This window comes from Pseudomonas cichorii (assembly GCF_003700275.1).
In the GTDB taxonomy this organism is placed as follows: Bacteria; Pseudomonadota; Gammaproteobacteria; order Pseudomonadales; family Pseudomonadaceae; genus Aquipseudomonas; species Aquipseudomonas cichorii_B.
In genome coordinates this window covers 48,953-75,652 of sequence record NZ_RBRE01000004.1, presented here as the reverse complement: position 1 = coordinate 75,652, position 26,700 = coordinate 48,953, and the positions used below count along the sequence as shown (strand labels likewise).

The 26,700-nt window shown below is 58.7% G+C and carries 25 protein-coding genes and 2 pseudogenes; 6 read left to right on the top strand and 21 right to left on the bottom strand.

What is annotated here, in order from left to right:
* The first annotated feature begins 19 nt into the window (after positions 1–19).
* Positions 20–919, top strand: coding sequence for an AEC family transporter (locus tag ALQ04_RS01265; RefSeq protein ID WP_122313887.1), 900 nt, complete (start codon positions 20–22; stop codon positions 917–919).
* Positions 920–1,044: 125 nt separating this feature from the next.
* Here ALQ04_RS01265 and ALQ04_RS01260 read toward each other — a convergent pair whose 3' ends face one another.
* The 8 genes and pseudogenes from ALQ04_RS01260 to ALQ04_RS27540 form a co-directional block, all read right to left on the bottom strand.
* On the bottom strand, positions 1,045–1,854 hold the full coding sequence (locus ALQ04_RS01260) for an ABC transporter ATP-binding protein (protein WP_122313885.1): 810 nt from the start codon (positions 1,852–1,854) through the stop codon (positions 1,045–1,047).
* Positions 1,855–1,865: 11 nt separating this feature from the next.
* The gene (gene ntrB / locus ALQ04_RS01255; protein ID WP_310886498.1) at positions 1,866–2,636 is read right to left on the bottom strand and encodes a nitrate ABC transporter permease; all 771 of its coding nucleotides are present in this window, start codon (positions 2,634–2,636) and stop codon (positions 1,866–1,868) included.
* Positions 2,637–2,768: 132 nt separating this feature from the next.
* Positions 2,769–4,103, bottom strand: coding sequence for a CmpA/NrtA family ABC transporter substrate-binding protein (locus ALQ04_RS01250; RefSeq protein WP_122313881.1), 1,335 nt, complete (start codon positions 4,101–4,103; stop codon positions 2,769–2,771).
* 289 nt (positions 4,104–4,392) lie between these two features.
* Positions 4,393–5,688, bottom strand: a complete 1,296-nt coding sequence (locus ALQ04_RS01245) for a nitrate regulatory protein (RefSeq protein ID WP_122313879.1) — start codon at positions 5,686–5,688, stop codon at positions 4,393–4,395.
* Between the two features lie 137 nt (positions 5,689–5,825).
* Positions 5,826–6,647, bottom strand: coding sequence for an alpha/beta fold hydrolase (locus tag ALQ04_RS01240; protein WP_122313990.1), 822 nt, complete (start codon positions 6,645–6,647; stop codon positions 5,826–5,828).
* A gap of 157 nt (positions 6,648–6,804) precedes the next feature.
* Positions 6,805–7,371: a phosphonate metabolism protein/1,5-bisphosphokinase (PRPP-forming) PhnN gene (phnN, locus tag ALQ04_RS01235; protein WP_122313877.1), complete on the bottom strand. Its 567-nt coding sequence runs from the start codon at positions 7,369–7,371 to the stop codon at positions 6,805–6,807.
* A 137-nt stretch (positions 7,372–7,508) separates the two neighbouring features.
* Positions 7,509–8,273: a methyl-accepting chemotaxis protein gene (locus ALQ04_RS27545; protein ID WP_409077225.1), complete on the bottom strand. Its 765-nt coding sequence runs from the start codon at positions 8,271–8,273 to the stop codon at positions 7,509–7,511.
* Between the two features lie 93 nt (positions 8,274–8,366).
* Positions 8,367–9,398 (bottom strand): annotated as a pseudogene (locus ALQ04_RS27540) (cache domain-containing protein); the annotation flags it as partial.
* A gap of 492 nt (positions 9,399–9,890) precedes the next feature.
* On the opposite strand from ALQ04_RS27540, the gene ALQ04_RS01225 reads away from it, so the two are divergent.
* Positions 9,891–10,715, top strand: a complete 825-nt coding sequence (locus ALQ04_RS01225; RefSeq protein WP_183142079.1) for an HDOD domain-containing protein — start codon at positions 9,891–9,893, stop codon at positions 10,713–10,715.
* Positions 10,716–10,774: 59 nt separating this feature from the next.
* Here ALQ04_RS01225 and ALQ04_RS01220 read toward each other — a convergent pair whose 3' ends face one another.
* A complete protein-coding gene (locus ALQ04_RS01220) occupies positions 10,775–11,776 on the bottom strand; it encodes an alpha/beta fold hydrolase (protein WP_122313871.1) in 1,002 nt (333 codons plus the stop codon).
* A 168-nt stretch (positions 11,777–11,944) separates the two neighbouring features.
* On the opposite strand from ALQ04_RS01220, the gene ALQ04_RS01215 reads away from it, so the two are divergent.
* Positions 11,945–12,892, top strand: coding sequence for a LysR family transcriptional regulator (locus ALQ04_RS01215; RefSeq protein WP_122313869.1), 948 nt, complete (start codon positions 11,945–11,947; stop codon positions 12,890–12,892).
* Here the strand turns inward: ALQ04_RS01215 and pstB are convergent.
* From pstB to pstS, 4 genes are all read right to left on the bottom strand, one after another.
* Complete coding sequence (pstB, locus tag ALQ04_RS01210) at positions 12,873–13,652, bottom strand: phosphate ABC transporter ATP-binding protein PstB (RefSeq protein WP_122313867.1); 780 nt, start codon at positions 13,650–13,652, stop codon at positions 12,873–12,875. The two genes, ALQ04_RS01215 and pstB, sit on opposite strands and share 20 nt — an antisense overlap.
* Positions 13,652–14,536 (bottom strand): phosphate ABC transporter permease PstA, encoded by an 885-nt coding sequence (gene pstA / locus ALQ04_RS01205; RefSeq protein ID WP_122313865.1) that lies wholly within the window; start codon positions 14,534–14,536, stop codon positions 13,652–13,654. Before pstA ends, pstB begins: the two co-directional genes overlap by 1 nt.
* The gene (pstC, locus tag ALQ04_RS01200) at positions 14,533–15,528 is read right to left on the bottom strand and encodes a phosphate ABC transporter permease subunit PstC (protein ID WP_122313863.1); all 996 of its coding nucleotides are present in this window, start codon (positions 15,526–15,528) and stop codon (positions 14,533–14,535) included. The genes pstA and pstC overlap by 4 nt, the downstream gene beginning before the upstream one ends.
* An 84-nt stretch (positions 15,529–15,612) precedes the next feature.
* Positions 15,613–16,632, bottom strand: a complete 1,020-nt coding sequence (gene pstS / locus ALQ04_RS01195; RefSeq protein WP_122313861.1) for a phosphate ABC transporter substrate-binding protein PstS — start codon at positions 16,630–16,632, stop codon at positions 15,613–15,615.
* A gap of 423 nt (positions 16,633–17,055) precedes the next feature.
* Between pstS and ALQ04_RS01190 the strand changes: the two genes are divergently transcribed.
* Positions 17,056–17,358: a hypothetical protein gene (locus ALQ04_RS01190; RefSeq protein WP_147466544.1), complete on the top strand. Its 303-nt coding sequence runs from the start codon at positions 17,056–17,058 to the stop codon at positions 17,356–17,358.
* A 78-nt stretch (positions 17,359–17,436) separates the two neighbouring features.
* Here ALQ04_RS01190 and ALQ04_RS01185 read toward each other — a convergent pair whose 3' ends face one another.
* The gene (locus tag ALQ04_RS01185; protein WP_122313988.1) at positions 17,437–19,080 is read right to left on the bottom strand and encodes a VRR-NUC domain-containing protein; all 1,644 of its coding nucleotides are present in this window, start codon (positions 19,078–19,080) and stop codon (positions 17,437–17,439) included.
* A gap of 167 nt (positions 19,081–19,247) precedes the next feature.
* Here ALQ04_RS01185 and ALQ04_RS01180 point away from each other — a divergent pair, with 167 nt between their 5' ends.
* Positions 19,248–19,745, top strand: coding sequence for a nucleoside 2-deoxyribosyltransferase (locus ALQ04_RS01180; RefSeq protein ID WP_122313857.1), 498 nt, complete (start codon positions 19,248–19,250; stop codon positions 19,743–19,745).
* 88 nt (positions 19,746–19,833) lie between these two features.
* Here ALQ04_RS01180 and ALQ04_RS01175 read toward each other — a convergent pair whose 3' ends face one another.
* The 3 genes from ALQ04_RS01175 to ALQ04_RS01165 form a co-directional block, all read right to left on the bottom strand.
* Positions 19,834–20,046, bottom strand: coding sequence for a hypothetical protein (locus tag ALQ04_RS01175; RefSeq protein WP_122313855.1), 213 nt, complete (start codon positions 20,044–20,046; stop codon positions 19,834–19,836).
* Between the two features lie 208 nt (positions 20,047–20,254).
* Positions 20,255–20,461, bottom strand: a complete 207-nt coding sequence (locus ALQ04_RS01170; RefSeq protein ID WP_122313854.1) for a hypothetical protein — start codon at positions 20,459–20,461, stop codon at positions 20,255–20,257.
* A gap of 95 nt (positions 20,462–20,556) precedes the next feature.
* Positions 20,557–21,459: a LysR family transcriptional regulator gene (locus ALQ04_RS01165; RefSeq protein ID WP_122313852.1), complete on the bottom strand. Its 903-nt coding sequence runs from the start codon at positions 21,457–21,459 to the stop codon at positions 20,557–20,559.
* 117 nt (positions 21,460–21,576) lie between these two features.
* Between ALQ04_RS01165 and ALQ04_RS01160 the strand changes: the two genes are divergently transcribed.
* Positions 21,577–22,665, top strand: coding sequence for an AbrB family transcriptional regulator (locus ALQ04_RS01160; protein WP_122313850.1), 1,089 nt, complete (start codon positions 21,577–21,579; stop codon positions 22,663–22,665).
* Between the two features lie 15 nt (positions 22,666–22,680).
* Here the strand turns inward: ALQ04_RS01160 and ALQ04_RS01155 are convergent, their stop codons facing one another.
* From ALQ04_RS01155 to ALQ04_RS01145, 4 genes and pseudogenes are all read right to left on the bottom strand, one after another.
* On the bottom strand, positions 22,681–23,922 hold the full coding sequence (locus ALQ04_RS01155; RefSeq protein WP_122313849.1) for an AGE family epimerase/isomerase: 1,242 nt from the start codon (positions 23,920–23,922) through the stop codon (positions 22,681–22,683).
* A gap of 110 nt (positions 23,923–24,032) precedes the next feature.
* Positions 24,033–24,872 carry a methyl-accepting chemotaxis protein gene (locus tag ALQ04_RS27535; RefSeq protein ID WP_409077224.1) on the bottom strand — a complete coding sequence of 280 codons (840 nt, stop codon included), beginning with the start codon at positions 24,870–24,872 and terminating at the stop codon, positions 24,033–24,035.
* An 18-nt stretch (positions 24,873–24,890) separates the two neighbouring features.
* Positions 24,891–25,658: pseudogene (locus ALQ04_RS27530) on the bottom strand (MCP four helix bundle domain-containing protein); the annotation flags it as partial.
* A 165-nt stretch (positions 25,659–25,823) separates the two neighbouring features.
* Complete coding sequence (locus ALQ04_RS01145) at positions 25,824–26,693, bottom strand: sugar phosphate isomerase/epimerase (protein WP_122313845.1); 870 nt, start codon at positions 26,691–26,693, stop codon at positions 25,824–25,826.
* Positions 26,694–26,700 lie beyond the last annotated feature (7 nt).

The window sequence follows — 26,700 nt, the reverse complement described above, 5'->3', positions numbered from 1 at the left end:
CACTCAAGGAGCCCAGCCTGTGGCCGTCTCGCAAGCCATCCTGCCGATATTTCTGTTGATCGTTCTGGGTTATGTGCTGGGACGCCGCAAGGCCCTGACTCCCGAGAGCACCAAGGCGCTGAGCAATCTGGCCTTCAAGCTGTTCATGCCGATGGTGCTGTTTACCGGCATGGCCAAGGCGCCGCTGCACGACGGGCTGGATATCCGCATTCTGGCGGCCTACTTCGTACCGGCGCTGATGGTGTTTGCGCTGGTCAATCTGGTCGCACATCGTTTTATCGGCCACCCGACGCCCTTCGGCCTGACAGCGAGCTTTTCCAATAACGTGCTGATCGGTATTCCGCTGGTGGCGAGTCTGTTCGGCAATCCGGGGCTGGTTCTGTTGTTTACCGTGATTGCCGTGCACAGCCTGTTGCTGTTCAGCTTCCAGAGTCTGTACGACAGTCTTGCGGGCGATGCGCCCTTCAATTCGCGCTCATTGATTGCGAGCCTAGCGAACCCGATGATCATTGGCCTGTTGTTGGGCGTGGCGTTGAACCTGTCCGGTATTGTCCTGCCGGAATGGGCTGACCATCTCACCACCTGGCTGGCCCAGGCGGCCCTGCCCTGCGCCTTGATCGTGCTGGGTGCCAACCTTTCCAGCTACAGACTGACACCGAGCCCGGTAGCGCTGGGCATCACCTTCGCCAAACTGGCATTGATGCCGCTGCTGGTATTGCTGGCCTGCATGGTGCTGGGCATCGAAGGCATGCCGCGAGCCGTGCTGGTGCTGATGGCGGCAGGTCCCTGCGGCGTCAATGTACTGGGCTTTGCCCGCACCCTGCCCGACGTGCAGAAAACCAGCTCGGCGATCTGCCTGACCACCGTGCTGTCAGCGGCCAGCCTGCCGCTATGGATGTGGATCGGGACGTTGTTCTGAAAACAGACTTCAGGCCCTGTATCTATTGTTGATTGCCAGAAATACCGCTGTCGCGACCAAGGCTCCTTCCACACAGTCTGCACAGGTGTACACAATTCATTGTGAGATGAGTCGGCAAGGCGGTATCACACCGCCACAGCCTCGACCTTACGATGCTTCTCGTACAGGAAGCTCAACACCGCATGGCGATACTGGTTGTACAGCGGGTCATCCGCCATGGCGATGCGGTTGCGCGGGCGTGGCAGTTCGATCTTGAGGATCTCGCCGATGGTCGCCGACGGGCCGTTGGTCATCATCACGATCCGGTCGGACAGCAGCACCGCCTCGTCCACATCGTGGGTGATCATCAGTACCGTGTTCTGCAACTCGCTCTGGATACGCATCACCTCGTCCTGCAAATGCGCACGGGTCAGGGCGTCCAGCGCGCCGAAAGGCTCGTCGAGCAGCAGGACCTTGGGTTGCATGGCCAGCGCACGGGCGATACCGACCCGCTGTTTCATGCCGCCGGACACTTCGCTCGGACGCTTGTGCAGGGCATGGCTCATGCTGACCATGTCCAGGTTATACAGCGTCCATTCATGACGCTCGGCCTTGCTCTTGCTGTGTTTGAACACCTTGTCGACCGCCAGCGCCACGTTCTCGTAGACGGTCAACCACGGCAGCAGCGAATGGTTCTGGAACACCAGGCTGCGATCCGGCCCCGGGGCGCGCACTTCCTTGCCGTCGAGGATCACCGCGCCGGTCGTCGACTCGGTCAACCCGGCCACGATATTCAGCACCGTAGACTTGCCACAGCCCGAGTGGCCGATGATCGAGATGTACTCGCCGCGTGCCACGTCCAGGTTGACGCCGGTCAGGACCTGACTGGAAACCCCGTCGCGCTCGAAGGTCTTGCTGACCTGCTGGATGCTCAGATACTTGTCTTGCGCACTCATATGCATGCTCCTTAACCGGCCGATGTGCCGCGAGTGACCAGATGACCAACAAAGGCCACCAACCGGTCGAGTACAAAGCCGACGACGCCGACATAGATCAACGCCAGGATGATGTCGCTGATACGCGAAGCGTTCCACGCATCCCAGATGAAGAAACCGATACCCACGCCACCGATCAGCATTTCCGCGGCAATGATCGCCAGCCAGGAAAGACCCACGCCGATACGCAGCCCGGAGAAGATATAAGGCGCTGCGGCAGGCAGCATGATCTTGCAGAAGTATTCCACGCCATTGAGGCGCAGGACCTTGGCCACATTGCGATAGTCCTCGGGAATGTTGCGTACGCCCACCGAGGTGTTGATGATGATCGGCCAGATCGCGGTGATGAAAATCACGAAGATCGCCGAAGGATGGCTGTCCTTGAAGCCGGCCAGCGACAGCGGCAGCCAGGCCAGTGGCGGCACGGTCCGCAGGATCTGGAACAGCGGATCCAGGGCGCGCATGGCCCAGGCCGACTGGCCTATCAATACCCCGAGGCTGATCCCGGCAACCACCGCCAGCGTGTAGCCGTAGGCAACCCGTTGCAGGCTGGCGAGCAGTTGCCAGGCCATGCCCTTGTCGTTGCCGCCGTTGTCATAGAACGGATGGATGATCAGCTCCCAGGTTTCATGAATGACCTGGGTCGGTGGCGGCAATGCTGCGCCCTTGCCGCTGCACAGCATTTGCCACAGCAGCAGAAACAACACACCCACCACCAATGGCGGCAACACGCCCTGCATCATGAACTGACGCAGGTTCTTGAGCCTGGCAGGCCAGCGACTGGCGGGCTTGCCGGTGACGGTCACGGATGACCCGGCGGCCTTGAAGCTTTTACTTTCAGCGTTCATCGATCTCTCCCAAGCGAGTGGCGATTATCAGGACAGTGCCTTGATGGTCTGGCTGTCCAGATAGGCCTGCGGGTTTTGCGGGTCAAAGGTCTTGCCATCGAAAAACCTCTCGATGCCACGCGAGGTAGAAGCGGGAATCTGTGCAGCCGGGACGTTCAGTTCAGCTGCAGCCTTGCGCCAGATGTCCTCGCGGTTGACCTTGTCGACCAGCGCCTGGCTGTCGAAACCCTGCGGCAGATAGCCCCAGCGTTTGTTTTCGGTAAGGAACCACAGGTCATGGCTCTTGAACGGATAGGAGGCGAACTCGTCCCAGTAGCGCATCATGAACGGGCTGTTCTCCACGACCTTGCCCATGCCGTAGTCGAAGTTGCCTTTCATGCGCTGCACGATGTCGTCGTAAGGCGCGTTGATCCAGCGCCGCTTGGCGCAGATCTGCGCGACTTCTTCCTTGTTTTCCGGCTGGTCGCAGAACATCTGCGCTTCCATCACGGCCTTGAGCAGGGCCTTGGCTGCATTGGGGTTGGCGTCGACATAATCGGCACGCAACGCCAGGGCCTTTTCCGGATGGTTGTTCCAGATCTCGCCAGTGGTGTTGGCGGTGTAGCCGATCTTCTGGTTGACCAGTTGTCCGTTCCACGGCTCGCCGACACAGAAGCTGTCCATGCTGCCGACCTTCATGTTGGCGACCATTTGTGGAGGTGGCACGACGATGGTCGACAGGTCCTTGTTCGGATCGATACCGCCTGCAGCCAGCCAGTAGCGCATCCACAGGTCATGAGTACCACCGGGAAAGGTCATCGCTGCGTTGAGACTTTTGCCTGCGGCTTTCTTGGCGGCCAGAGCGGCCTTGAAAGGCGCCGAGTCGATACCCAGCTTGAGATCGGCGTATTCCTTGCCCACCGAAATGCACTGGCCGCCGACGTTCAGGCGGGCCAGGATGTACATCGGTACCGGACGGTTGTTGGGGGTAATCTTGCCGGCAGCGATCAGGTAAGGCATGGGCGTCAGGATATGCGCACCATCGATGCCGTTGCTGGCCGAGCCCAGCACCAGGTTGTCGCGGGTGGTGCCCCAGGAAGACTGCTTGAGCACTTCGACACCGGTCATGCCGTGCTTGGCAAAAAAGCCTTTCTCGTCAGCCACGAACAGCGGCGCTGCATCGGTCAGGGCAATGAAGCCCAGCTTGGCGCTGGTGGTTTCCAGACCATCGGTGCCAGCGGCCCAGACCACGGACTGCAGGCCTGGCGGCAGGATGCTCAAGGCCGCACCGCCCCCCAGCAAGCCCAGCGACTGTTTGAGGAAAGACCGCCGGGGCGCATTTTGCGGGCTGTCTTGCTCAAGGCTATCTGGCTTCTCGTCCATAATCGTTCCCCAAAAAACACGCATAAAAAAACGACGTACACACGCTCCTGGCTTTGCCGATGAACGTGTGGACGCCGTTGTCCGGAATTCGCTTGTGTGCCGCGGCCTTCGTCTGGAAGCACCCGGCTTGCACAACCAGCAAAGCAGATTGCATGCCAGCTTTGCGTCAGCCTTGAATCGCGGGGGTTGCAGCAAACATGAAGTGTCTGAGCAGTTGTGCGTCCCGCAAGCGTTTCGCACAGTACTGGGGCGCTGCCTGCGCCGATTGCCCGGCGCAAGTGCACAAGGCTCAGTGACGCTTGCGAGGTGCCGGCCGCGCGGCGGCAAAGGCCAGCAGGGTCTGCGAGACATCGACCATTCGCTGGCCCCGCTCCATCGCGGACTGGCGCAGACGCTCATAGGCCTGGCCTTCACTCAGTTGATGTTCGTCCATCAACAGGCGCTTGGCGCGTTCGATCAACTTGCGTTCATTGAGGGCCTGGCGGGCCTCTTCGAGTTCATCGTTGGCGCTCAGCAGACGCTGGGTCTGCGACTGCAACAGATCCAGCACCGACCGTCCCAGATGCGGCCCCAAGCCATCGGTGGGCGGACTGTCCAGATCGATGGCCTGGACGCTGAACAAGCGAGTCTGATCGGCACTGCCTTCGACTTCCAGGCTCACCAGACGGGTCAGCAACTGTCGATGGTTGTCCAGATCGGCACGCGCCTGCTTGATGCTCTCCTGACAGCGGGCCAGCAGGCCATCGGCCAGATAGATCTCGATATCGCGCATGGCATCGATGCGCAGGCTGTTGAGGTCGAACCACAGCTCCGAAAGCATGGCATCGACTTTCTCGGTCTCGGAGGTTTTCAGCGCCACGCCACGCAACCGCCCAAGCTGCGCCACGCAATCGCTGCTTTCCTGATTGCGCCACAGGCGTCGGGCATCGTCGTCGGCAAACTGGATGAAGGTCTGGAAGCAACGTTCCTGGCTCTGCACCAGATGCTCCAGGCGGTCATGGGCTGCGGCATCGAAATAGCCGGCCAGAAACCCCGCCACGCCACAGGCGCGCTCCTGGCCTGCGAGTTCCTTGCCCTGCATGAAGTTGAACATTGCCACCAGCACGCGGGTAACCACCGGGTCGATGGCGGTATCGGCGGCCTCGAAGACTACAGCCAGCAGGCCACCGATCAGACGGCTCAGGATCATGGTGGCATCATGCGCAGCCAGCCGCTGCTCACGAATCCGCCGCCGCAACCCCGGCAGTTCATCAAGACCATGCATGACATAGGCAATGCGGTTGAACAGTCGGGCGCGGTCGGATGCGCTGGCCGCGTCCAGATCAATCCCCTCGAAACACAGCAGAACCCGGGCTTCGATGGCCTTGGCCTCGGCGGTAAGCACATCGAGCTGGGTCAGGTGGTGGGCCTTGCCACTGCCCAGATACATATTTGAATAGCCACGCTCACGCTGCAGGGCATGCACCAGTTGACCGACCTGGGTGACCATCTGACAGGTCGACGCCAGTCCTTCCAGGCCTTCCAGTTCGCTGCGGCGCGCAGCCAACATGAAACGCAGCGCTGCGGGCATGTTTTTATCAGTCATGGAATAGCTTCACGGTTGGAGTTGGGAGACTCCATGCAAAAGCAGGTCCAGCCTGAATGGGTGAGAGAGGTTGCCTGGAATACCGCTATCGCGGCCAAGGCCCCTCTCACACAGTCTGCACAGGTTAATCACGCACTTTATTGCCTGATGAAATCCAGCAGATAGCCATTCACTTCATCGATCAGTGTCGTGCACATACCATGCGAAGCACCGGGGATGATCTTCAGTACCGAGCCACGCACCAGTTCTGCGCTTTTCAGGGCCGAGGCGGCGATCGGTACGATCTGGTCGTCATCGCCATGCAGAATCAGGGTGGGAATATCGAATTTCTTCAGGTCTTCGGTGAAGTCGGTTTCGGAAAACGCCTTGATGCAATCCAGCTCGCCCTTGATCGAGCCAAGCATGCCGATGGCCCAGAATGCATCGATGGCACCTTGTGAAACGTCTGCGTTGTCGCGGTTGAAGCCGTAGAACGGAATCGCCAGGTCCTTGAAGAACTGCGAGCGATTGGCCGTGACGCCTTCGCGAATACCGTCGAAGACCTCGATGGGCTGTCCCTCGGGATTGCTCGGAGTCTTGAGCATGATCGGCGGGACCGCACCGATCAAAACCGCCTTGGCCACCCGTTGCGTGCCGTGCCGACCAATATAGCGGGCCACCTCGCCACCGCCGGTGGAGTGACCGACCAGAATCGCCTCCTGCAGATCCAGCGCCTCGAACAGCTCGGCCAGGTCGTCGGCGTAGGTATCCATTTCATTGCCTTCCCAGGGCTGGCTCGACCGGCCATGGCCGCGCCGGTCATGGGCGATGACCCGATAACCGAGGCGTCCCAGGAAATTCATCTGGGCATCCCAGGCATCGGCATCCAGCGGCCAGCCATGGGAGAACACCACCGGCTGCCCGGTGCCCCAATCCTTGTAATAGATTTCGGTGCCATCTTTGACTTTCAGCAGGCTCATAAACATCAATCCTCATGTTATGCGGCAGTGACAGGAACAAGGACGACATTCGCGCGACGTCATACGCAATCGGCGCATCGAAGGTGTGGGAGTTGAGATTAGTATTGAATCAGGGCACAGCCTTGTATGGCTGTGCCCTAGTGGACCGGCGGTTTGTTCAGGCGGATTCGTTCGGGCTGGCGATGTAGCGGATGAGGTTATTGACGGTCTGCTGCAGATCGCCGGAATTATCCAGCACAAACACCGATGGATTGCTTGCCAGTACATCAACGGCGAAGGAAGCATTGCGCTCCAGTCGCGCCTCGATTTCCGGGATCGACTCACGACCGCGAGCCAGCAGTCGTTCCCGCAGCACGTGCTGATCGACTGTCAGCAGCACCGCCAGCAGGTTCGGGTAACGCACCTGAGCCTGTTGCAGATGAGCCCTTGAACCATTGATCAGCACATTGTGGCCTTCAAGCAGCCATTGCTCGATCTCTTTGGGAATGCCGTAATGCAGCCCGTTGGCCTGCCAGCTCAGGGCAAAGGCGCCCTGCTCGCGCATGCTCTCGAACTGTTCGACGCTGACTGCCTGGGCGGCCTCGCCCACGGCTTCGGCTGAACGGGTAATGACCCGCCGCACGATCCGGCAACCGCTTTGGGTCAATGTTTCCCGTGCGCCATCCAGCAGGCTGTCCTTGCCTGAGCCGGACGGCCCGATGAGATAGATCAACCTGCCAACCATCAAAACACCCTCGCCAGACTTTCTGGGTAACCGGCAGGCCGTGATGGGCATGAATCCGAGGATTCGCCACCCGGCCAGTAAAAGACTGGCCGGATGATAATCGTTCAACGGCAGATTCTGTAGCCCATTTCACACAATCAGATACGGAAACTGCCTACCAATTGTTGCAAGCGAGCAGCCTGCTCTTCCAGCAGATTGCAGGCGTCCAGGGTCAGCCTGAGGTTATCGACACCCTGCTGGTTAAGGGTGTTGATGTGGGTGATATCGACGTTGATCGACTCGACCACGGCGGTCTGCTCTTCGGTTGCGGTCGCGACCGACTGGTTCATGCCGTTGATTTCGTCGATCCGCCGGGTGACGCTGCCCAGGCGCTCGCCGGCCCGGTTGGCGATGCTCACGCTGTCCTCGCTCTGGCGCTGGCTTTCGGTCATGTTCAGTACCGCTTCGCGAGCACCGACCTGCAATTCCTCGATCATGGTCTGCACTTGCTGGGCAGAATCCTGGGTCCGGTGCGCCAGGTTGCGCACCTCATCGGCCACCACGGCAAAACCACGACCGGCCTCACCGGCACGCGCAGCCTCGATGGCCGCGTTGAGGGCCAGCAGGTTGGTCTGTTGGGAAATGCTGGTGATGACCTCGAGAATCTGCCCGATATTGGCGGTCTTGCCATTGAGGCTCTCGATGTTGACGCACGATTCGCTGATCTTGCCCGACAGTTCGTTCATCGCTGCGATGGTCTGCTGCACAACGCTCTGCCCCTCGCCCGCCAGTTCGCTGGCATCGCTGGACTGCTGCGAAGTGCGTGCAGCGTTCTGGGCAATCTCATGGGCAGCGGCACCCAGTTGATTGATCGCCGCAGCAACGCTTTCGGTGCGATTGGACTGCTGATCGGAGTTGGTCATCGACGAGTTGGAAGCCTTGACCACCCGGGTTGCCACTTCACCCAACTGCCCGGCAGTGGACGCCACTTCGCGAATCGAGGTGTGAATACGCTCGACGAAGTGGTTGAAGGATTGCGCAAGCTCACCGAACTCATCCTGGGAGGTGATCGCCAGACGCTTGGTCAGGTCGCCTTCGCCATCGGCGATATCACGCATGGCACGGCCCATCTGGTGCAGCGGCTGCATCAGTATCCGAATCAGCAGGCCCAGCAGCAGGATGATCACCAGCACCACTACCCCCATCGCAGTGATCGCCGAAGAGCGAAACTCGCTGAGCATCGAATAGGCGGCGTCCTGATCCAGGACCAGGGCCACATACCAGTTAGCCGTTGAAATGCCCTGGACCGGAGTAAGAGAAATGATTTCTGCCTTGCCGCCAGACTCGATCTCGCTGGCACCGGCGACAATCTTCGGTGTATTGGTCGGATAGGCTTCGCTGATGTTCTTGAGGACCAGCTTGCTGTCCGGGTGAATCAGGATCTTGCCTTCGGCGCTGACAATGAACGCATAGCCATGACCACCGAAATTCAGCGAGTTGATGGTCTTGCTGATGCTGTCCAGGGAAATGTCCGCGCCTGCAACACCGGCGAACTGGTTCTGGATCTTGACCGGAGTCGCCAGGGTCACGACCAGTTTGCCCGAGGAGGCGGCAATGTAGGGTTCGGTGACGATGATGCCGGGCGCATTCTGCGCAGCCTTGTACCAGCCACGGGCACGCGGATCATAATCGGCGGGACGATTGCCGGCAGGGATGGAAAACATCACGCCTTCGGTGCTGCCGAAGTAGCTGAGCTGGAAGCTCTCGCCATACGCCTGCAGGCCGATTGCGCGCTGCAATTGCGGGAGGCTCTTGCCATCGACGGCAATCTGCTGCGCCATCGACTGCAACAGATGCGAGCGGCTTTCCAGCCAGGTCTGAATATTCTGTGTCGTCAGGGTGCCCAGTTGTTGCAATTCGGACAAGACATTGGATTTCAAAGTTTGGCGTTGACGGAAGTCGTTGATGACAATAAACGCACTAAACGCGACAACCACAATCAACGCGGCAGCCAGCAGGATTTTCTTGCTGAAACCTAAACTTTTCATCTGAGTATACTTCCATGGATAAACAAAAACGACGATATACGATCACTCGACAACTATGAAAACCGTGTCGTTTTTTACGAGCCTGGGGGGATTGACAAAAACCGCCATCAGCCAACAGGAACGAGCGATCTGCAAAGCTTTCAGCAGCGATTCGCCCGGAATCAGAGCGAGTTGATATCATACACACAAGCCTTTTTCATGACAATTTGGCTGATATATTTAACGGCTGCCTGCCTGACAATATTTCTTGTTTAAAACCTGAGGCATGACGCCAATAAAGTGTCGAACAATCCCACTCATAATAAGTCAGGCTTTTGGGTAGGCATATTTTTCAAGCGGGTATTAATTATCGGGTTATAAACATCCATCAATACACGCGAAGATATATCGCAGATCAGAGAGTGAGAGACGCCTCGCACAATCCATTGGGAAACGTGCAGAGGGGAAAAAACTGACTATCGTTGAATCATCCGACGTATGAGGATGGCCTCGATGACTATTGAAAAGCTGTTTGACGATTTGCACAGCCTGCCCAGCATTCCCAAAGTGGCCCAGGACCTGATGCTGCAGTTCGACAACCCCTCCTCCAATCTGGAGAGCATCGCGCGCAATATCGAAAAGGACCCGGTGATTGCCGCAAAGGTACTGCGCCTGGCCAACTCGGCGCGCTTTCGTGGCTCGCGTGAGTCATCCAGTATCGAAGACGCTGCCATGCGCCTGGGCTTCAATACCTTGCGCACGCTGGTGATGGCCTCGGCAGTGACCGGCGCCTTCAAGGCCGGGCCGAGCTTTGATCTCAAGGCCTTCTGGCTCAAGAGCTTTCAGGTCGCGGGAATCTGCCGGATGCTGGCCAAGCAGACTGGCGCAGATCCCGAGATCGCCTTTACCTGCGGAGTCATGCACAACATCGGTGAGCTGCTGATCCAGACCGGCGCGCCGCAAGTCGCCGAGCGCCTGAACAATGCCGCCAAGGCCGGAACGCCAGGGCGTGCAGCCAACGAGACGCTGCAACTGGGTTTCGGCTATCCGGAAGTCGGTGAGGAACTGGCCCGTCGCTGGCAGTTGCCGAAGATGATCCAGCAAGCCATCGCGTTTCAGGCCCGTCCGATGCAAGCTCCTGATAATGCCCCGCTGCCGCGCATCGTGGCCCAGGCCATCGTGATTTCCGATGCACTGGAAGCTCACGACGGCGCCACACCCGAAGCGCAGAAGGCAGCCAACGGCCCGCTGATGGAAGGCATCGATCTGGATACCCTGTTCAAGGGGCTGCCCGCAGTGCTGGAAGCGGACAAGGCGTTTTCACAGCTGCTGGCCTGACCTTTGCGCCCCTTCGCGGATGAATCCGCTCCTACGGGATTCATCCGCGAAGACGGCCTTTACAACCGCAACCCTGACACCAGCGCCTTGTTGAACCCTTGCGGGTCTTCCATCTGCGGCGCGTGGCCCATGCCCTTGAATTCGACCAGACTGGCGCCCGGGATCATCTCGGTCACCTGCTTGCCCAAAACCTTGTAGTTGCCGATCCGCGCCTTGACCTCCGGCGGAGCAATGTCGCTGCCGATGGCGGTGGTATCGGTATCGCCAATCATCAACAAGGTCGGCACCTTGAGGTTCGGGAACTCGTAGAACACCGGCTGGGTGAAAATCATGTCGTAGATCAGCGCCGAGTTCCAGGCAACCAGTTTCTGCCCCGGCCCCTTGTTCAGACCGGCAAGCATATCCACCCACTTGTCGTACTCGGGCTTCCAGCGCCCGTCGTAATAGGTCTTCTGCTCATAGCTGCGGATGCCTTCGGCAGTCACTTTCAGTTCACGCTCATACCACTGATCGATGCTGCGGTAAGGCACGCCGAGCGCTTTCCAGTCTTCCAGGCCAATCGGGTTGACCATTACCAGTTTCTCGGTCTGCTGCGGGTACATCAGGGCGAAACGGGTAGCCAGCATGCCGCCGGTGGAATGACCGATCACCGAAACCTTGTCGATCCCCAGGCTGGCCAGCAAGGCATGGGTGTTGTTCGACAGTTGCTGAAAGCTGTATTGATAGTACGCAGGCTTGGTTGAAGTACAGAAACCGATCTGGTCAGGCGCCACGACGCGATAACCCGCCGCGCTCAAGGCCTTGATGCTGTCTTCCCAGGTGGCACCACAGAAATTCTTGCCGTGCAGCAACACGGCGGTGCGGCCGTTGGCCTTGCCGGTGGGCGCGACATCCATATAGCCCATTTCCAGCGCCTGGCCCTGGGACTGAAAGCTGAATTTCTTCAGGGCATGCGGATAGGTGAACCCTTCAAGTTGCTGGCCATAGCTGGGCGTTTCGGCAAACACTGCACCCGGCAGCGCAAAGGTCATGAGCAGACCTGCGATCTTTACAGCACGCATTGAAAAACCTCCTGTAGGAATGTGCAGCATGAACATGCAGATAAACTGCATGCTGGCCTACAGATTTGCTCCTGTCACGCGAGCAGACATTTCATAGTGTTAATGCCGAGTCAGATAGACTGGGGTCATCCTTTCGATATACGACTCGCCTGGTGCAAAGGAATAGCAATGAATCGCAATGAACTGCGCAAGGCAGACATCAACCTGATGGTGGTGTTCGAGACATTGATGCAGGAGCGCAATGTGACCCGCGCTGCCGAAAAGCTGTTTCTCGGTCAGCCCACCATCAGTGCCGCACTCAACCGGCTACGCAATCTGCTTAACGACCCGCTGTTCATTCGCGTCGGTCATCGCATGGAGCCCACCGCCCGTGCCCATGAAATCCTCAAGCACCTGACACCGGCGCTGGACGCCATGTCCACCGCATTGAGCCTGGCCAGCGAGTTCGATCCGTCGGCCAGCACCATGACCTTTCGCATCGGCATGTCGGACGATGTGGAATACGGGTTGCTGCCGGCCATGTTGCAGGCAATCCGCAAGGAAGCACCGGGCGTGGTACTGGTCGTCAAGCACGTCGACTACCTGAATGTCTCGGAGGTGCTGATGTCCGGCGAAATCACCGTTGGCGTCTGCCTGACCCGTGACCTGCCGGCCAATGCCAAGCGCAAGCTGCTGCGTAACGTCCAGCCGCGTGTGGTGCGCGCCGACAAGGCCGCGACGCCCATGACCCTGGATGAATACTGCTCACGCCCGCACGTCGTGGTTTCCCACGCGGCGAACGTCAGCAGCTTTGCCGATGAATGGCTGACCGCGCTGGGCCGCAAACGCAAGGTGGTATTGTCCGTGCCGCGCTTTACCACCCTGCCCGCGCTGATGGCTGGCACCGACCTGATCGCGGGTCTGTCCGACTACACCGCCAGTGCCATGAGTGCGTTGGGGTTGTTATACGACGAACCCTTGCCATTCAGCACACCCGGGCTGGATCTGTCGATGACATGGTTGAGTGTGATGGACAACGATCCGGCAGAACGCTGGTTGCGCAGCCGGATCGAGGAATTCATGGGCGAACACCGGGCGGTGCCCACCCTGGCGGGAATCAGCCAAAGCGACCAGTGATGTAGTCTTCGGTCTGGGTCTTGGAAGGCTTGGTGAAGATGGTGTCGGTGTCGCCATGTTCAATCAGTTCGCCCATGAACATGAACGCGGTGTAGTCCGAGCAACGGGCCGCCTGTTGCATGTTGTGGGTCACGATGATCACGGTGAACTGCTCCTTGAGTTCGGTGATCAATTGCTCGATACGCCCGGTGGAAATCGGGTCGAGTGCGGAAGTCGGCTCATCGAGCAGCAGGACCTGTGGACGCAGCGCGATGGTGCGCGCAATGCACAGGCGCTGTTGCTGACCACCGGACAGGCTGGTCGCGCTGTTCTTGAGCTTGTCCTTGACCTCGTCCCACAGCGCGGCGCCACGCAGGGCCTGCTCGACACGATCTTCCATTTCCCGGCGCGAGAGTTTTTCGTGGTGACGAATCGCGTAGGCAATGTTCTCGAAGATCGACATCGGGAACGGGACCGGCTTCTGGAACACCATGCCCACCTGACTGCGCAGGCGGTTCATCGAATAGCCCGGCGCCAGGATGTTTTCGCCATTGAGCAGCACTTCGCCGCGCGCTTCCTGTTTCGGGTACATCGAGTAGATACGGTTGAACACGCGCAGCAAGGTCGACTTGCCGCAGCCGGACGGACCGATGATCGACGTGATGCGCTTTTCCGGGATCATCATGTCGATGGATTTCAGTGACTTCTGGTTGTTGTAGAAAAACTCCAGACCGCGCACTTGAATCTTGGTTTTTTCGTTGGCAAGGGAAAGGTTGTTCATCAGGACGCCCTATTGCGCAGAAGAATTAAGCGAGAAAGCAGACTCAGTATCAATACGAACAGCGTCATGACCAGTGCACCGGCCCAGGCCAGGGAATGCCAGTCTTCAAACGGGCTCATGGCGTACTGGAAGACCACTACCGGGACGCTGGCGATCGGCTTGAGCACATCGCTGCTCCAGAACTGGTTGCCGAACGCGGTGAACAGCAGCGGAGCGGTTTCGCCGGTGATACGTGCCAGCGCCAGCAGAACGCCGGTTACCACGCCCGCCTTGGCGGCACGCAGGACGATCTGCAGGGTCAGCTTCCATTGCGGGACACCCAGGGCCAATGCGGCTTCACGCATGGTCGAAGGCTGCAGTTGCATCATTTCGTCGGTGGTCCGCACCACGACCGGAATTACCAGCAGGGCCAGGGCCAGGGCACCGGCAATCGCCGAGAAGCCAACCTGATGGCCAGTGAGTTCGTTCAGCGGCAGCACGACCACGGTGTACACGAACAGACCCAGTACGATCGATGGAGCGGACAGCAGAATGTCGTTGATGAAACGTACGGCATTACCCAGTTTCGAGTAGCGGGCGAACTCGGCCAGCCAGATGCCGGCCATCAGGCCGATTGGCGTACCGATCAACAGACCGATGCCGGACATCAGAAGGCTGCCGTAGAAGGCGTTGGCCAGACCGCCTTCGACACCCGGTGGCGGGGTCATGCCGGAGAACAATTGCAGGTTCAGGGCATCGATGCCCTTGATGACGGTGGTCAGCAGAATCCACACCAGCCACAGCAGGCCGAATGCAGTGGCGCCACAGCTGAGCACCATTGCCAGCTTGTTCTTGAAATTGCGAACCCGGTACAGGCTCTCGTTACCCGTCACGTCCTTACTCATAACCCCTCCTTACGCGAAAGGCGCGACAGCATCAGTCGTGCAAGGGCCAGCACGATGAAAGTAACCACGAACAGCAGGAAGCCCAGCGCGATGAGCGCCGAACGGTGCAGGTCGGTGTAGGACTCGTTGAACTCGTTGGCGATCACCGAAGCGATGGAGCTGCTTGGCATCATCAACGAAGCGGAGAACTGGTGGGCGTTACCCAGTACGAAGGTTACCGCCATGGTTTCACCCAGTGCGCGGCCCAGACCGAGGAACACACCGCCAACCACCGCCGAACGGGTGTAAGGCAGAACGATGTCCCAGACCACTTCCCAGGTCGTGCTGCCCAAGGCGTAGGCAGACTCTTTGAGCGTGGTGGGAACAGTGCGGAAGACTTCCTGCATCACCGAGGTAATGAACGGCGTGATCATGATCGCCAGCACGATACCCGCGGTCAGCATGCCGATACCCAGTGGCGGCCCCTGGAACAGGGTGCCGATGAATGGCAGGCCACCCAGATTCTCGTTGATCCACGGCGACAGGTGTTCAGCCATGAACGGACCGAACACGAACAGGCCCCACATGCCATAAATGATCGAAGGAATGCCGGCCAGCAGCTCGATGGCCGAGGCAATCGGCATGCGCAACCATGGCGGCGCAACTTCGGTCAGGAAGATAGCGATGCCGAAACTCACCGGAACGGCGATCAGCAAGGCCAGGAAAGAAGTAACCAACGTACCGTAGATCGGAACCAGGGCACCAAACTGGCCACTGTTAACGTCCCACTCGGCACTGGTCAGAAAACCAAAACCAAAGGTCTCGAATGCCAGACTTCCGCCCCACAAGGTCGACAGGGCAATACAGCCCAGCAGTGCCAGCACCAGCATGGCCGCGCCTTGCAGCGAACGCCTGAACCACACGTCATGGCGATGATCGCGTCTGGCGCGTTTCTCACCATGAGAGTCGGCCTCGGAGACCGTAGCGGACAGGTATTGGGTGTTTTCAGTCATGTTGAGTCCACTCGCAAGAAAAAGCCCCTGTCACCGAACCGATATCGCGGCCGATGACAGGGGTGAGCTACAGTCTTGAATCACTTACTTGGTGAATTCGGATTTCCAGTAGCTTTCTACACGGTCAACCAGCGATTTTGGCAGGGCTACGTAGTCCAGCTCTTCTGCTTGTTTCTGACCATTTTCCAAAGACCATTTGAAGAAGTCGAAAGTGGCTGCACTTTTCTCTTCGTTCTTGGCCTTCTTGTACATGATGATCCAGGTCGTGGCGGTGATCGGCCATGCGTCGTCGCCCGGAGCGTTGGTCATGATCAGACCGAAGTCCTTGGCACTTGCCCAATCGGCAGTGTCAGCAGCAGCGGCAAACGACTTGGAAGTTGGTGTGACGTACTTGCCAGCGGCGTTTTTCAACTGGGTGTAAGCCAGTTTGTTGGTCGCAGCGTAGGAGTACTCGACGTAGCCGATCGAACCCTTGATCTGCTTCACGTAGGCAGAAACACCTTCGTTACCCTTGCCACCCACACCGGCCGGCCACTTGACCGAAGAACCGAACTTCAGCTTCTCGTTCCACTCCGGGCTGACTTTGCTCAGGTAGTTGGTGAAGTTGTAGGAAGTACCCGAACTGTCCGAACGGTGCACCACGGTGATGTTGGTTTTAGGCAGTACCACACCAGGGTTCAGCGCCTTGATGGCTTCGTCGTCCCAGGTCTTGATGGAGCCCATGAAGATCTTGGCCAGTGTTTCGCCGTCCAGCTTCAGCTTGCCGCTCTCAACGCCTTCCACGTTAACGATTGGCACGATGCCACCGATCACGCTCGGGAATTGACCCAGGCCAGCGGCTGCCAGGTCTTCTGCCGACATCGGGGCGTCGGATGCGCCGAAGTCAACGGTAGCGGCCTTGATCTGGGCGATACCACCACCCGAACCGATCGACTGATAGTTGATGCGGTGTGGAGAATTCTTGCTGTAGTCCTGGGACCACTTTGAAATAACCGGGAAAACGAAACTCGAACCAGCGCCAGTGACATCAGTCGCGTGGGCAGCACCGCTCAGGCACAGCGAAGCGATCAGAAGCGACAAGCGTTTTTTAGTCAGCAGTATCACGGTAATACCTCAGTCCAGGAGAAAGTGTGGTGGTCCACTTAAGAAGGCCCGAGGCGGATTTAAAACCTGAAATGTTTCTGTTTAATGACAGTCCGGCGTCCTGCGTCAGAAATGGGTGTTTTTTGTAGCCAATCTCCTACACCCCACCCTGCCCGGAAACTGGAAAAGTCCTGTATTTACAAGGATATCCACGTGAAAGCTGCGAAATATCAATTTGATATCGCTATTTAATGGCGCAGAGCCACCTGTGTTTTTTTATTGTAAGAAATCGCGTTTTTTTAGAACCAATGATGGGCAACAGGCGACTAGTTATATCGCTAATGAACCGAGTCGGTTCATAGCGACCGTTGGTCGCAAGCATCGCACGTATCTTTCCGACGGCCAGACCAATGAAAGGTATCCACCCAACATTGGAGATTCATCATGATCGGAAATCGAATGGCAGCCTTGAGCATTGCCACGTTAATGGCCTGTACCAGCATGGGTGCATGGGCAGGATCGACCGGCCCTACCCATCCGCAGGGCCATGAGCCGGCCAACCCGGCCATGCAAATGAAAAAGGATCAGGAAAAGAACACTGACGGCAGCAGCCCGGAAACCCGCGGCAGAGTCCCCGACCCGTCCACAACCAATGGCATGGGCAGTGGCCCCACGATGCCTCAGGGCTCGAATAACGGGGACAACGACAGCACCACACCCAATGACGAGAAACCTTCAGGTCATTGAGCTGCATGAACACGGTCTGTGCAGGACCGGATTTACCCGGGCAGAGACTGACCTCTTCCCGGGTAAACACCAGAACAGCTAATCAACAGCCCACTGCACATAACACACCTCTACCGGCATTCCGTGCTCGGCGCAGAAATCCAGCCAGCGCAACTGGTTATCCTGCAGCCGATCACCCGGCCCCTTGACCTCGATCATCCGATAGCGACGCTGCTCCGGGAAAAACTCGATCAGATCCGGCATGCCGGTGCGATTGGCCTTGATGTCTTGCAGCAGCCGACGGAACCAGTGCCCCAGATGCTCGGCAGGCAGGCAATGCAGCGCCTGCTCCAGCAGTTCAGGCGTCAACACACCCCAGAACACGAAAGGCGATTGCAGTCCGGACTTGCTCTGGAAGTGTTCACGAATCGTTGCCTGATAGGCATCGGACTCCAGCTGGGCCAGGCACTCGTCGAACAGTGCAGCACGCCGCTGGTAGAAGTCCGGGCTGAGCAGATCGCTCGGCGCACTGTGAAACGGATGGAAAAAAGCGCCTGGCAACGGCGCAAAAATCGCACGCCAGCACAGCAGACCGAACAGCGAGTTGATCAGCGCGTTCTCGACGTAATGCACCTCGCTGCCCTCCTGCGCCAGATGCTCGCGGATCAGCGATTCGACACTCTGCCCAGCAACCGGCGTCACGCTCAGATCCAGGCGCGATACCACGCGCGCTGCCTGACGACGCTCGACCGGCAAGCCAAGCTTGCGCTGCAGACGCGGCAGAATGCGCTGCAGATGCTGAATCTCGGCATCGTTATGCGGCACAGCCCTGACCTGCTCCAGAAGTGTCATGGCCTGGGCGTACTCGGCACTGAGTTCCAGGACCCGGATCTGTCTGGAGCGTGCTCCGGGGTAAGTGCATCGACGATAAACGCTCAACGCCAGCGGCCAGTCCTGCAGGCGTTCGGCCTGCTGGCCGATATGAAACAGCAGCCTGGCACAGCGCCGCTGCAGCCACGGATTGCGCGTCTCGACGGCCAGCGCCTGCTCGGCCAGGGTCGCCAGTTCTGCGCCCTGCCCCAGCGCGTCCCGACAGGCATGCAGTTGCAGGCAGACCTCGATATCCAGCCGTTCGCCGATGGCCCGCGAGTCCACGGTAAACTCGACTTTCTCGTAGCGATAGATACCAAGATCCGCCAGCACGAATTCCGACCATTCCTGATGCAGATTGCCGAAATACAGCAGCCGCAGGCGATCACACAGCGCCATGACTTTCAGCTCGAAGACCTGATCGTCCAGATCGGGATGCCACTGATCCAGAGGCCGGGCGTCATCATAAACAGTCTGCAAACGCTCGAACCACGCCGTCTTGCGCTCCGGGCCCTTGACTGCATGAGCCTTGAAACAGTGACTCAGTTCGTCCTTGCGCAACAACTGAAACAGCGCCTCAAGATCCAGTGCCGGAGCTGCATCGACCCACCCCAGTTCCAGCAATGGCAGCACCGCTGCACGGGTATCGCCAATCTCGACATAGTTCAGCTTGCTGGCACGAAACAGCGTTCCCTTGCGCATGACCATCCGCACCAGCAAACCCTGGGCGGGTATCGGCAGTCGGGCAAAGTCATCGATAAAATGCCGCTCCTGCTCATCGAGCAGATCGTCGTAACGCTGGACGATCCAGGCCAGAACCTGACGAAAGTTTTCCAGGTAATAAAACGGATTGTCGAGAGGTGAAATGCTCAAGGATACGGCCACACACAAGCAGGGACAGACGGCCAAGAATACTGGTTATCCGTACAGATTCCAGTCAGAAACGGGCTGGCTGGCTGCGGGCCGATAAATGGTTCGTTTCCGATTCCGGCGTGGCGGTCGTAAACTCGGCAGAATCTTTACTTCGCCAAGGAGCGGATATGCAAGCGCCGCTGGTTTATCTCGCCGGTTTCGATGTATTCAGAAAGGACGCCATCGAACATGGCCGCTATCTGAAGGCCTTGTGTGCCGCCCATGGCCTTGAAGGCCTGTACCCGTTCGACAACGAGGTAACGCCTGGCCTCCCGCCTCGCGAGACGGCACAACTGATCTGCACCATGAATATCGAAATGATCAAGCGCTGCACTGCGGTGCTCGCCAACCTGAATGTGTTTCGCGGGCTGGAACCTGACTCCGGCACCGCGTTCGAGGTCGGCATGGCGGTGGCGCTGGACAAACCGGTGTGGGGCTATTTCGAGCCGGTGGCGTCCTTGCGTGAACTGGTGCCTCACGATGCCAAGGGTTACGACAGCCAGGGTCTTTTCGTTGAAGACTTCGACCTGCCGCGTAACCTGATGCTTGCCTGCACCTGGGCGGGAAACAGTTCGAGTGCAGAGTTAGGGGTCGAGGCACTGGCCCGTTATCTGGCCCGCTCCTGAATACACAAACTGCGCGAGAGCGAATTCATTCGCGAAAGCTCATCGACCAATGAAAGCCCGGCAAGACATGCTTCATATCCGGGTTATCTCAGTTGCGCTGCATGTAGACATTATCCATCTGCGTGCCATCAGGCTTTATGATCTCGATAGTGGTCTGAGACTGCCGTGGCATTACGCTTGTCGCTTGCTCGCGATCACGAGCTTCCATTCTGCGCTCTATCATGGTCGGGTACTTTGACGAGATCACAATCAGCAGCCCCACCGGCAGCAAAATCGCGATCAATACGCCAATTACGCCCATTGAGCGAGTACGCGTACTTGTACGCCCCACTCCACCTTTAGCCCGTAAAGCAGCAGCGCTTCTGTTATCGCGGCGTCCTCTGGATTTGGCCACCTGTTTACCCCACTGTAATCGCCGTTGGCATTGAAGCGGCCGGCATCCAACTTGCGGGGCGCACTTCAACGCTTCCAAGCGAGTGAACCCGCCCAACACGGTGTCTGCCGACATATCAACCGAGGCTTGAAGAACCGATATCCCCGGTAATCACCGGATCGAGTTTGTCGGCATCGATGAAGTCATCCAGGCCAAGGATCTCAAGGTCCAGATAACCTTCCGGATCATTGTCTTCATCGGCATCGGCATCGTTCAGGGGCGATTGGTCACCGCCCAAATGCAGCGTGGGACTGACAGTGGAGATGAATGAAGAGGTATGCATCTTTGTCTTGCTCCTGTTTTTCCAATGAAATCAGATGCGTCCTACGCATCCGCATGAATACAGGCTAACGCAGCCACGAAGCAAAGCGCAAAATCTCAGCGCCAGCTCAAGAACTCGCCGCCGTTATCACGCAGCATCTGCAACATGCTCTGCGCCGCAGGAGACAGGTAGCCGTCTCTGCGTTGCGTCACGCCGATGGTGCGTTTCATGGTGGTCTGCTCCAGCGGCACCTCGCGAAGATGTTGCATGTTCTTGCCGAATTCCAGTGACTCCCTGGCAATAAAGCTCAACAGATTGCTCCGGGCAATCAGGCCCGGCAGCAGGGAAATCGAATTCGCCTCGATCTGCACCACGGGTAACGGCAGGTCGTGGGCGGTAAAAGTGGCATCCAGCCATTTACGCGACGAGACACCGACAGGCGGCAATACCCAACGGTAGGCATTCAAATCGCTCATCTGCAGCGGCGCCCGGAAAATCGGGTGATGTTCACTGGCAATCACCACCGCCTCGTCCTCAAGAATCGGATAACTGATCACGTGCTCATCGTCAGGAATCAGCGAGCAGATAATCATGTCCAGTTGCCCCGAACGCAGCGATTCGCCGAGCAGATCGTCCTGGCCGACCACCAGCTTGATGGTCACGTCCGGTGTGCGTTGCAGCAAGGCCGAGGCGAGCTTGGGCATCAGGTACTCGGCCATGGTTGCCGCACAGCCCACACGGATATTACCGACCATGCCACTGGCAAAATCCCGTACCTCGCGCCGGGTCTGGGCGATGCTCTGTTGCAATTCCTTGCCGCGGGCCTGGAGCAGCTCACCAACCGGGGTCAGCTTGATACGCCGCCCGTCGCGCTGAAACAGCCGCGTACCGAACGACTCTTCCAGGCGCTGGATACTTTTGGTCAATGCCGGCTGGCTGCGATTGAGTTTTTCCGCAGCACGTCCCAGATGCCCCAGCTCGGCGATGGTTTCAAAGTACGTGAGGTCCCGCAGGTCCATATCTATCAACCAAAGTTATCAATTCATGATTATTAGAAAATAGACTTGATCGATTGCAATGTCGATACTTGACCTGTCCGATCAGCTCCTGACCGGCCAAAGTCTGGGAGAATCTCCTTGCCACGTGTTGCAAACCTGTCTTTATCCTCGCTGTCTCCGCTGGCCCAATGGGCAAGCCTGCTCCTGATCGCAGGCGCCTTCGGCCAGTTTCTCAAATACCTGAACGTTCCTGCGGCGCTGTTCCTCGGTCCGATGCTGGTTGCCATCGGTTTTGGTGTGTCGGGCGCCACCATCCGCATGAATAAAAAGCTCTTCCAGTTGGGCCAGGGCGCTGTCGGCGTACTGATCGCCCACGCCATGACCATGGGCGTGCTGATCACCGCCATGCAGTCCTGGCATGTGATGCTGTTCGCCACGATCATCACGGTGCTGCTCAGCGCGGTGGTCGGGCTGGTGCTGGTGCGCTTTGCCGGGATCCCCAGCAACACCGCCGCCTGGGGCACTTCGCCCGGCGCAGCCTCGGCAATGGTGGCGATGTCCGAAGACTACGGCGCCGATTCACGAGTGGTCGCCACCATGCAATATGTACGCGTGGTGTGCGTCGTGGTGGTCGGCTCGCTGGTCAGCCGCCTGATGGGCGTGCCCGACGGCGGTGCCGACCTGCACAGCAGCGAAGTGGCTGTCCACGGCATGAATCTGCTGGATATGGGCCTGAGTCTGGGTGTGATCGTGGTCGGTGTGCTGCTGGGTTCGCGGATGCCGGCAGGTGCGTTGCTGGTACCGCTGATGCTCGGCGGTGTGTTGCAGTTGAGCGGTCTGTTGCAGATCACCATTCCCACCTGGCTGCTGGCCATGGGATATGGCGCGATTGGCTGCTACATCGGCCTGCGCTTTGACCGGCCGACCATCAGCTACGTCTGGCGGCGTCTGCCGATGATGATCTTCGCCTCGATGCTGCTGATCGTTCTGTGTGCCCTTTCGGCCTGGCTGATTGCCGTGATGCTCGACAAGGATTACCTCTCGGTTTATCTGGCCACCAGCCCCGGCGGTCTGGATGCGATGGCGATCATTGCCATCGACACCCATGCCGACGTGGGTTTCGTGATTGCGATGCAGACCTTGCGCCTGTTCGGGGTGATCCTGACCGGCAGCTTCCTGGCCAGGCAGATCATCCGCCTGACCCACAAGCAGGTGCCGGCCCATTGATTGGCCTGTAGACGCTCAGTCGACACCGGCCAGGGCACTGGCCAGACTGGGCGCCAGGGGCAGGACCGGTAGCAGCGTGGCCTGATAGGCGTGATACAGGTCCGGCTTGCCCGGCCAGATATCAGCACTCGGCACGTTCAGTTCGTTGAGTTCATGACGCCAGCTACCGTGTTCATGGTCGATGAACAGGGTTTCGTTGAACTCCCAGAAGAGTCGATACCAGTCCTCATACTGTTTCTCACCGGTGCGTTGCAGCAATGCAGCCGCCGCGGTCGCCGCTTCACAGTGGGTCCAGTGCAGACGATGGCGTACTACCGGGCGATTTTCCCAGTCGAGGGTGTAGACAATCCCCGGTGCGCCATCGACGTCCCAGGCATACCGACAGGCATTGGCAAACAACTGGCGGGCATCGTCCAGCAACCAGTCCGGAGCCGCACGACCGGCGCGCTTGAGCGCCGCTTCCAGATGCAGCACCAGCCGCGCCCACTCGAAGGCATGCCCCGGCGTGGTGCCGAACGGACGAAAACCGTCGGCGGGATTGTTGCGGTTATAGTCGGGCAACGGCTGCCAGGACTGGCTGAAATGCTCGACGACCTTGAAGTCATTGGCCGCGGCATGGCCATGAATGATTCGCTCGACAATGCTCAGCGCCCGCTCAAGCCATTGCCCGTCGCCGGTGACATCCGCCAGGGCCAGGAAAGCCTCGGTACTGTGCATGTTGCTGTTGGCGCCGCGATAGGCTTCCTCACCCTGCCAGTCACGGGCGAAGGACTCGCGCATCGCGCCTTCCTCATCGCTCCAGAAACGGCTATTGATGACGTGTATCGCATCGGACAGCAACGCCTGGGCGCCAGGCCGTCCGGCCACCACGGCAGAACTGGCGGCCAGGGCGACAAAGGCATGCAGATAGGCCTGTTTGTCGGTCTTGCCGCCCTCCTCCAGGGCCGCGCTGAACCAGCCACCATGCTCGGCATCGCGCAGTGGCCCCGCCAGGGCCGCAATGCCGTGGTCGACCAGCGCCGCGCAGCCAGGAATGCCTTGCGCGTGGGCCATGGCAAAACTGTGGGTCATGCGTGCGGTGTTCATGGTCTGGGCCGTGGCACCGACCATGAGACGGCCATAGTCGTCGAGACTGCCGAAACCGTTTTCCAGCCGGGAAGCCTTGGCAAAGGTCAGCAGGCGCATGCCTTCCTGCGCCAGCCATTGATGATGACGTTGCGAAAGCAGCCAACTGCTGAAGTTGTAATTATTGTCCATGACGCGATGCTGCCTCCAACGATAAGAAATTTACCGGTGGTCTGTCCGACCGTGGGCAATAATGCGCGCCACGGTCGGTCAGCAGCAAGCGGACCTGTGCAGGATCTGTTTCAGACCTTGAAGTTGGACACGACCTGATTGAGGTCCGCAGCCAGGCGCGACAGCTCATGGCTGGAAGCGCTGATCTGGTTTGCGCCCTGGGTCGATTGCATGGACAGATCGCGAATGTTGACGATGTTACGGTCCACTTCACGCGCCACTTGAGCCTGCTCCTCGGCAGCGCTGGCGATGACCAGATTGCGTTCGGAGATCTGGTTGATCGAGGATGTGATTTCGCTCAGCGACTCACCGGCATCCTGAGCCAGCGACAGCGTGGAGCCTGCGCGGTCACGGCTGGTCATCATCGACTCCAGGGCCTGCGACGAACCATTGCGCATGGCGCTGACCATGGTGTCGATTTCCAGGGTCGACTGCTGGGTACGATGCGCCAGTGCGCGTACCTCATCGGCCACCACCGCGAAGCCACGGCCGGACTCGCCCGCACGCGCCGCTTCGATGGCTGCGTTGAGGGCCAGCAGGTTGGTCTGCTCGGCAATCGAGCGGATCACATCCAGCACCTTGCCGATGTCCTGGGACTGATCGGCAAGGTTCTGCACCAGTGCCGAAGTGGCCTGCACGTTGTCGGTCAGGGTCTGGATCGACTGTACGGTCTCGATTACCCGCGCCTGACCGGCCTTGGCCGAAGTGCTGGAATGATTGGACGCATCGGAAGTGGACACCGCATTGCGCGCCACTTCTTCTACGGCCGAGGTCATTTCGTTGATGGCCGTGGCCGCCTGATCGATCTCGGCATTCTGCTGGTTCAGGCCGCGATAGCTGTCTTCGGTGATCGAGTTGAGTTCGGTCGCTGCCGATGCCAGCTGGGTCGCGGAGCTGCTGATATTGCGCATGGCCGTACGCAGGCCACCTTGCATCTGCTCCAGCGCACGCAGCAGACGAGTGACTTCATCGCTGCCATCGACAACGATGTCATGGGTCAGGTCGCCGCGGGCGACATATTCGGCAGCGGAAACGGCTTTTTCCAGCGGCCTGACGATGCTGCGGGTCAGCAACAGGGCCAGGCAGATGGTGCCCAGCGCGGCAAGGATGACGAAGCCGATCACGATGTTGCGTGACTGGTCATATTGAATTTCGGCGGCCTTGCCTTCGGCATCGACCTTCTGATTGTAGAACTCGGACATGTCGCTCAGTTGTTTGCCCGAGCCATCGACGATGGTTTTCATATCGACCAGCAGCAGCTTGTTCAAGCCAGCAGTGTCGTTCTGGCCAGCGAGCACAAACGAGCGCTCCAGGGCTTTCTGATATTCAGCCAGGCTGGTGCGGAACTGATCGGCGAGGACTTTTTCTTCAGGTGTGTCGACAAACTTGTCGAGAACATCGAGCTTCTTGACCAGATCCTGATTACGCACATCCATCTGGCCGCGATAGGTCGGAATACTCTTGGGATCCGGGTCCAGCGCCATACGCAGGGAAATGGTCCGGATGCGCAACATGATTTCGCGAATGTCATTGACCACGCGCATGCTCGGCAGCCAGTTGGTTTCAACGGCGATCTCGCTTTGGCGAATCGCAGACATCTGCACCAGTGCGAACCAGCCCAACAATGCAACCAGCAGGGAGATCAGGGTAAAACCCAGGCCCGCACGGCGAGCAATAGTCAATTTGCGTAAGTTCATGGCGGCAGCTCTTTTATATTTAGAAGGCAGTTGGAGCAACGTTGTCAGACAACCACCCAGCATATCGACTCGGCAAGACGCTTCTTGAGAGCCGAGTGCCATCATTTTTGCGGTGCTACGACGGAGCCTGTTTTACCAGGCTCCGTACAGCCAGAACTTACGCTGTCATTTGTGGGATTGCCGCTCGGCAGCCAGTTCGGCAATCAGGTTGCGCCGGGAGGTTGTGATGATGGCAGCCGGATCCTTGGGCAGGTCATGCTCGACGATATAGAGAGGCTTGTCGGTTCTCTCATAGGCTGGAATGATCTCCTTCCAGTTCAGCAGCCCTTCTCCCAATGGTGCGAAGTTGCGCTCATCGTCGCGCACGCCAATGCCGGAATTGTCTTTGGCATGGATGGCAAACAGTCGACTGGCATACTTTCTAATAAAACGCGCCGGATCATGGCCGCCACGGGAAATCCACGCCACATCGACCTCCAGCCACAGATTCTCGGGCTTGCTAGCGCTGACCATCCACTCCAGAGCGGTCCTGCCCTGATACTCTTTCATTTCAAAATCGTGGTTATGGTAGGCCAGCTTCATGCCGTAATCGCGCAGCCTGGCACCCAATCGGTCCAGTTCGGCACCCAGCCTGCGCCAGCCTGCTGCATCGGTCGGGCGGTCGGCCAGTTCAAGCCAGGGCAAGACCAGAACCCGGTTGCCAATCGCCTGATTGAAGGCAATCGTGGCAGGAAGGTTGTTGCGCAGGGCTGCCAGCTGTTCGTGGGACGAAATAACATTGAGCTGATACTTGTCCAGCAGGAACCTGAGTTCATTGGCCGTCACGCCCTGATTGCCCACCACTTCGACCGAACGAAACCCCGCGCTCCTGGCCATGGCCAATTGCTGCTCAAGCGTACCGGCATCTCGCAGCGTATACATTTGCAGCGCAATCGGGCTGTAGGCATTCACCGGCGGCGTAGCCATTGCGGCTGAGCCTCCAAGGGTAATCCCGACGAACATTGCTGACAGCAAGACAGACTTCATTAACCGCATGGCAACT

What these genes read in the sequence shown, in the direction of transcription:
- ALQ04_RS01260 (WP_122313885.1), bottom strand. Translation starts at nt 1,854, where the DNA reads ATGAGTGCGCAAGACAAGTATCTGAGCATCCAGCAGGTCAGCAAGACC.
- ntrB (WP_310886498.1), bottom strand. Translation starts at nt 2,636, where the DNA reads ATGATGCAGGGCGTGTTGCCGCCATTGGTGGTGGGTGTGTTGTTTCTG.
- ALQ04_RS01250 (WP_122313881.1), bottom strand. Translation starts at nt 4,103, where the DNA reads ATGGACGAGAAGCCAGATAGCCTTGAGCAAGACAGCCCGCAAAATGCG.
- ALQ04_RS01245 (WP_122313879.1), bottom strand. Translation starts at nt 5,688, where the DNA reads ATGACTGATAAAAACATGCCCGCAGCGCTGCGTTTCATGTTGGCTGCG.
- ALQ04_RS01240 (WP_122313990.1), bottom strand. Translation starts at nt 6,647, where the DNA reads ATGAGCCTGCTGAAAGTCAAAGATGGCACCGAAATCTATTACAAGGAT.
- phnN (WP_122313877.1), bottom strand. Translation starts at nt 7,371, where the DNA reads ATGGTTGGCAGGTTGATCTATCTCATCGGGCCGTCCGGCTCAGGCAAG.
- ALQ04_RS27545 (WP_409077225.1), bottom strand. Translation starts at nt 8,273, where the DNA reads ATGACCAACTCCGATCAGCAGTCCAATCGCACCGAAAGCGTTGCTGCG.
- ALQ04_RS01225 (WP_183142079.1), top strand. Translation starts at nt 9,891, where the DNA reads ATGACTATTGAAAAGCTGTTTGACGATTTGCACAGCCTGCCCAGCATT.
- ALQ04_RS01220 (WP_122313871.1), bottom strand. Translation starts at nt 11,776, where the DNA reads ATGCGTGCTGTAAAGATCGCAGGTCTGCTCATGACCTTTGCGCTGCCG.
- ALQ04_RS01215 (WP_122313869.1), top strand. Translation starts at nt 11,945, where the DNA reads ATGAATCGCAATGAACTGCGCAAGGCAGACATCAACCTGATGGTGGTG.
- pstB (WP_122313867.1), bottom strand. Translation starts at nt 13,652, where the DNA reads ATGAACAACCTTTCCCTTGCCAACGAAAAAACCAAGATTCAAGTGCGC.
- pstA (WP_122313865.1), bottom strand. Translation starts at nt 14,536, where the DNA reads ATGAGTAAGGACGTGACGGGTAACGAGAGCCTGTACCGGGTTCGCAAT.
- pstC (WP_122313863.1), bottom strand. Translation starts at nt 15,528, where the DNA reads ATGACTGAAAACACCCAATACCTGTCCGCTACGGTCTCCGAGGCCGAC.
- ALQ04_RS01190 (WP_147466544.1), top strand. Translation starts at nt 17,056, where the DNA reads ATGATCGGAAATCGAATGGCAGCCTTGAGCATTGCCACGTTAATGGCC.
- ALQ04_RS01180 (WP_122313857.1), top strand. Translation starts at nt 19,248, where the DNA reads ATGCAAGCGCCGCTGGTTTATCTCGCCGGTTTCGATGTATTCAGAAAG.
- ALQ04_RS01175 (WP_122313855.1), bottom strand. Translation starts at nt 20,046, where the DNA reads ATGGGCGTAATTGGCGTATTGATCGCGATTTTGCTGCCGGTGGGGCTG.
- ALQ04_RS01170 (WP_122313854.1), bottom strand. Translation starts at nt 20,461, where the DNA reads ATGCATACCTCTTCATTCATCTCCACTGTCAGTCCCACGCTGCATTTG.
- ALQ04_RS01165 (WP_122313852.1), bottom strand. Translation starts at nt 21,459, where the DNA reads ATGGACCTGCGGGACCTCACGTACTTTGAAACCATCGCCGAGCTGGGG.
- ALQ04_RS01155 (WP_122313849.1), bottom strand. Translation starts at nt 23,922, where the DNA reads ATGGACAATAATTACAACTTCAGCAGTTGGCTGCTTTCGCAACGTCAT.
- ALQ04_RS27535 (WP_409077224.1), bottom strand. Translation starts at nt 24,872, where the DNA reads ATGCGCAATATCAGCAGCTCCGCGACCCAGCTGGCATCGGCAGCGACC.
- ALQ04_RS01145 (WP_122313845.1), bottom strand. Translation starts at nt 26,693, where the DNA reads ATGCGGTTAATGAAGTCTGTCTTGCTGTCAGCAATGTTCGTCGGGATT.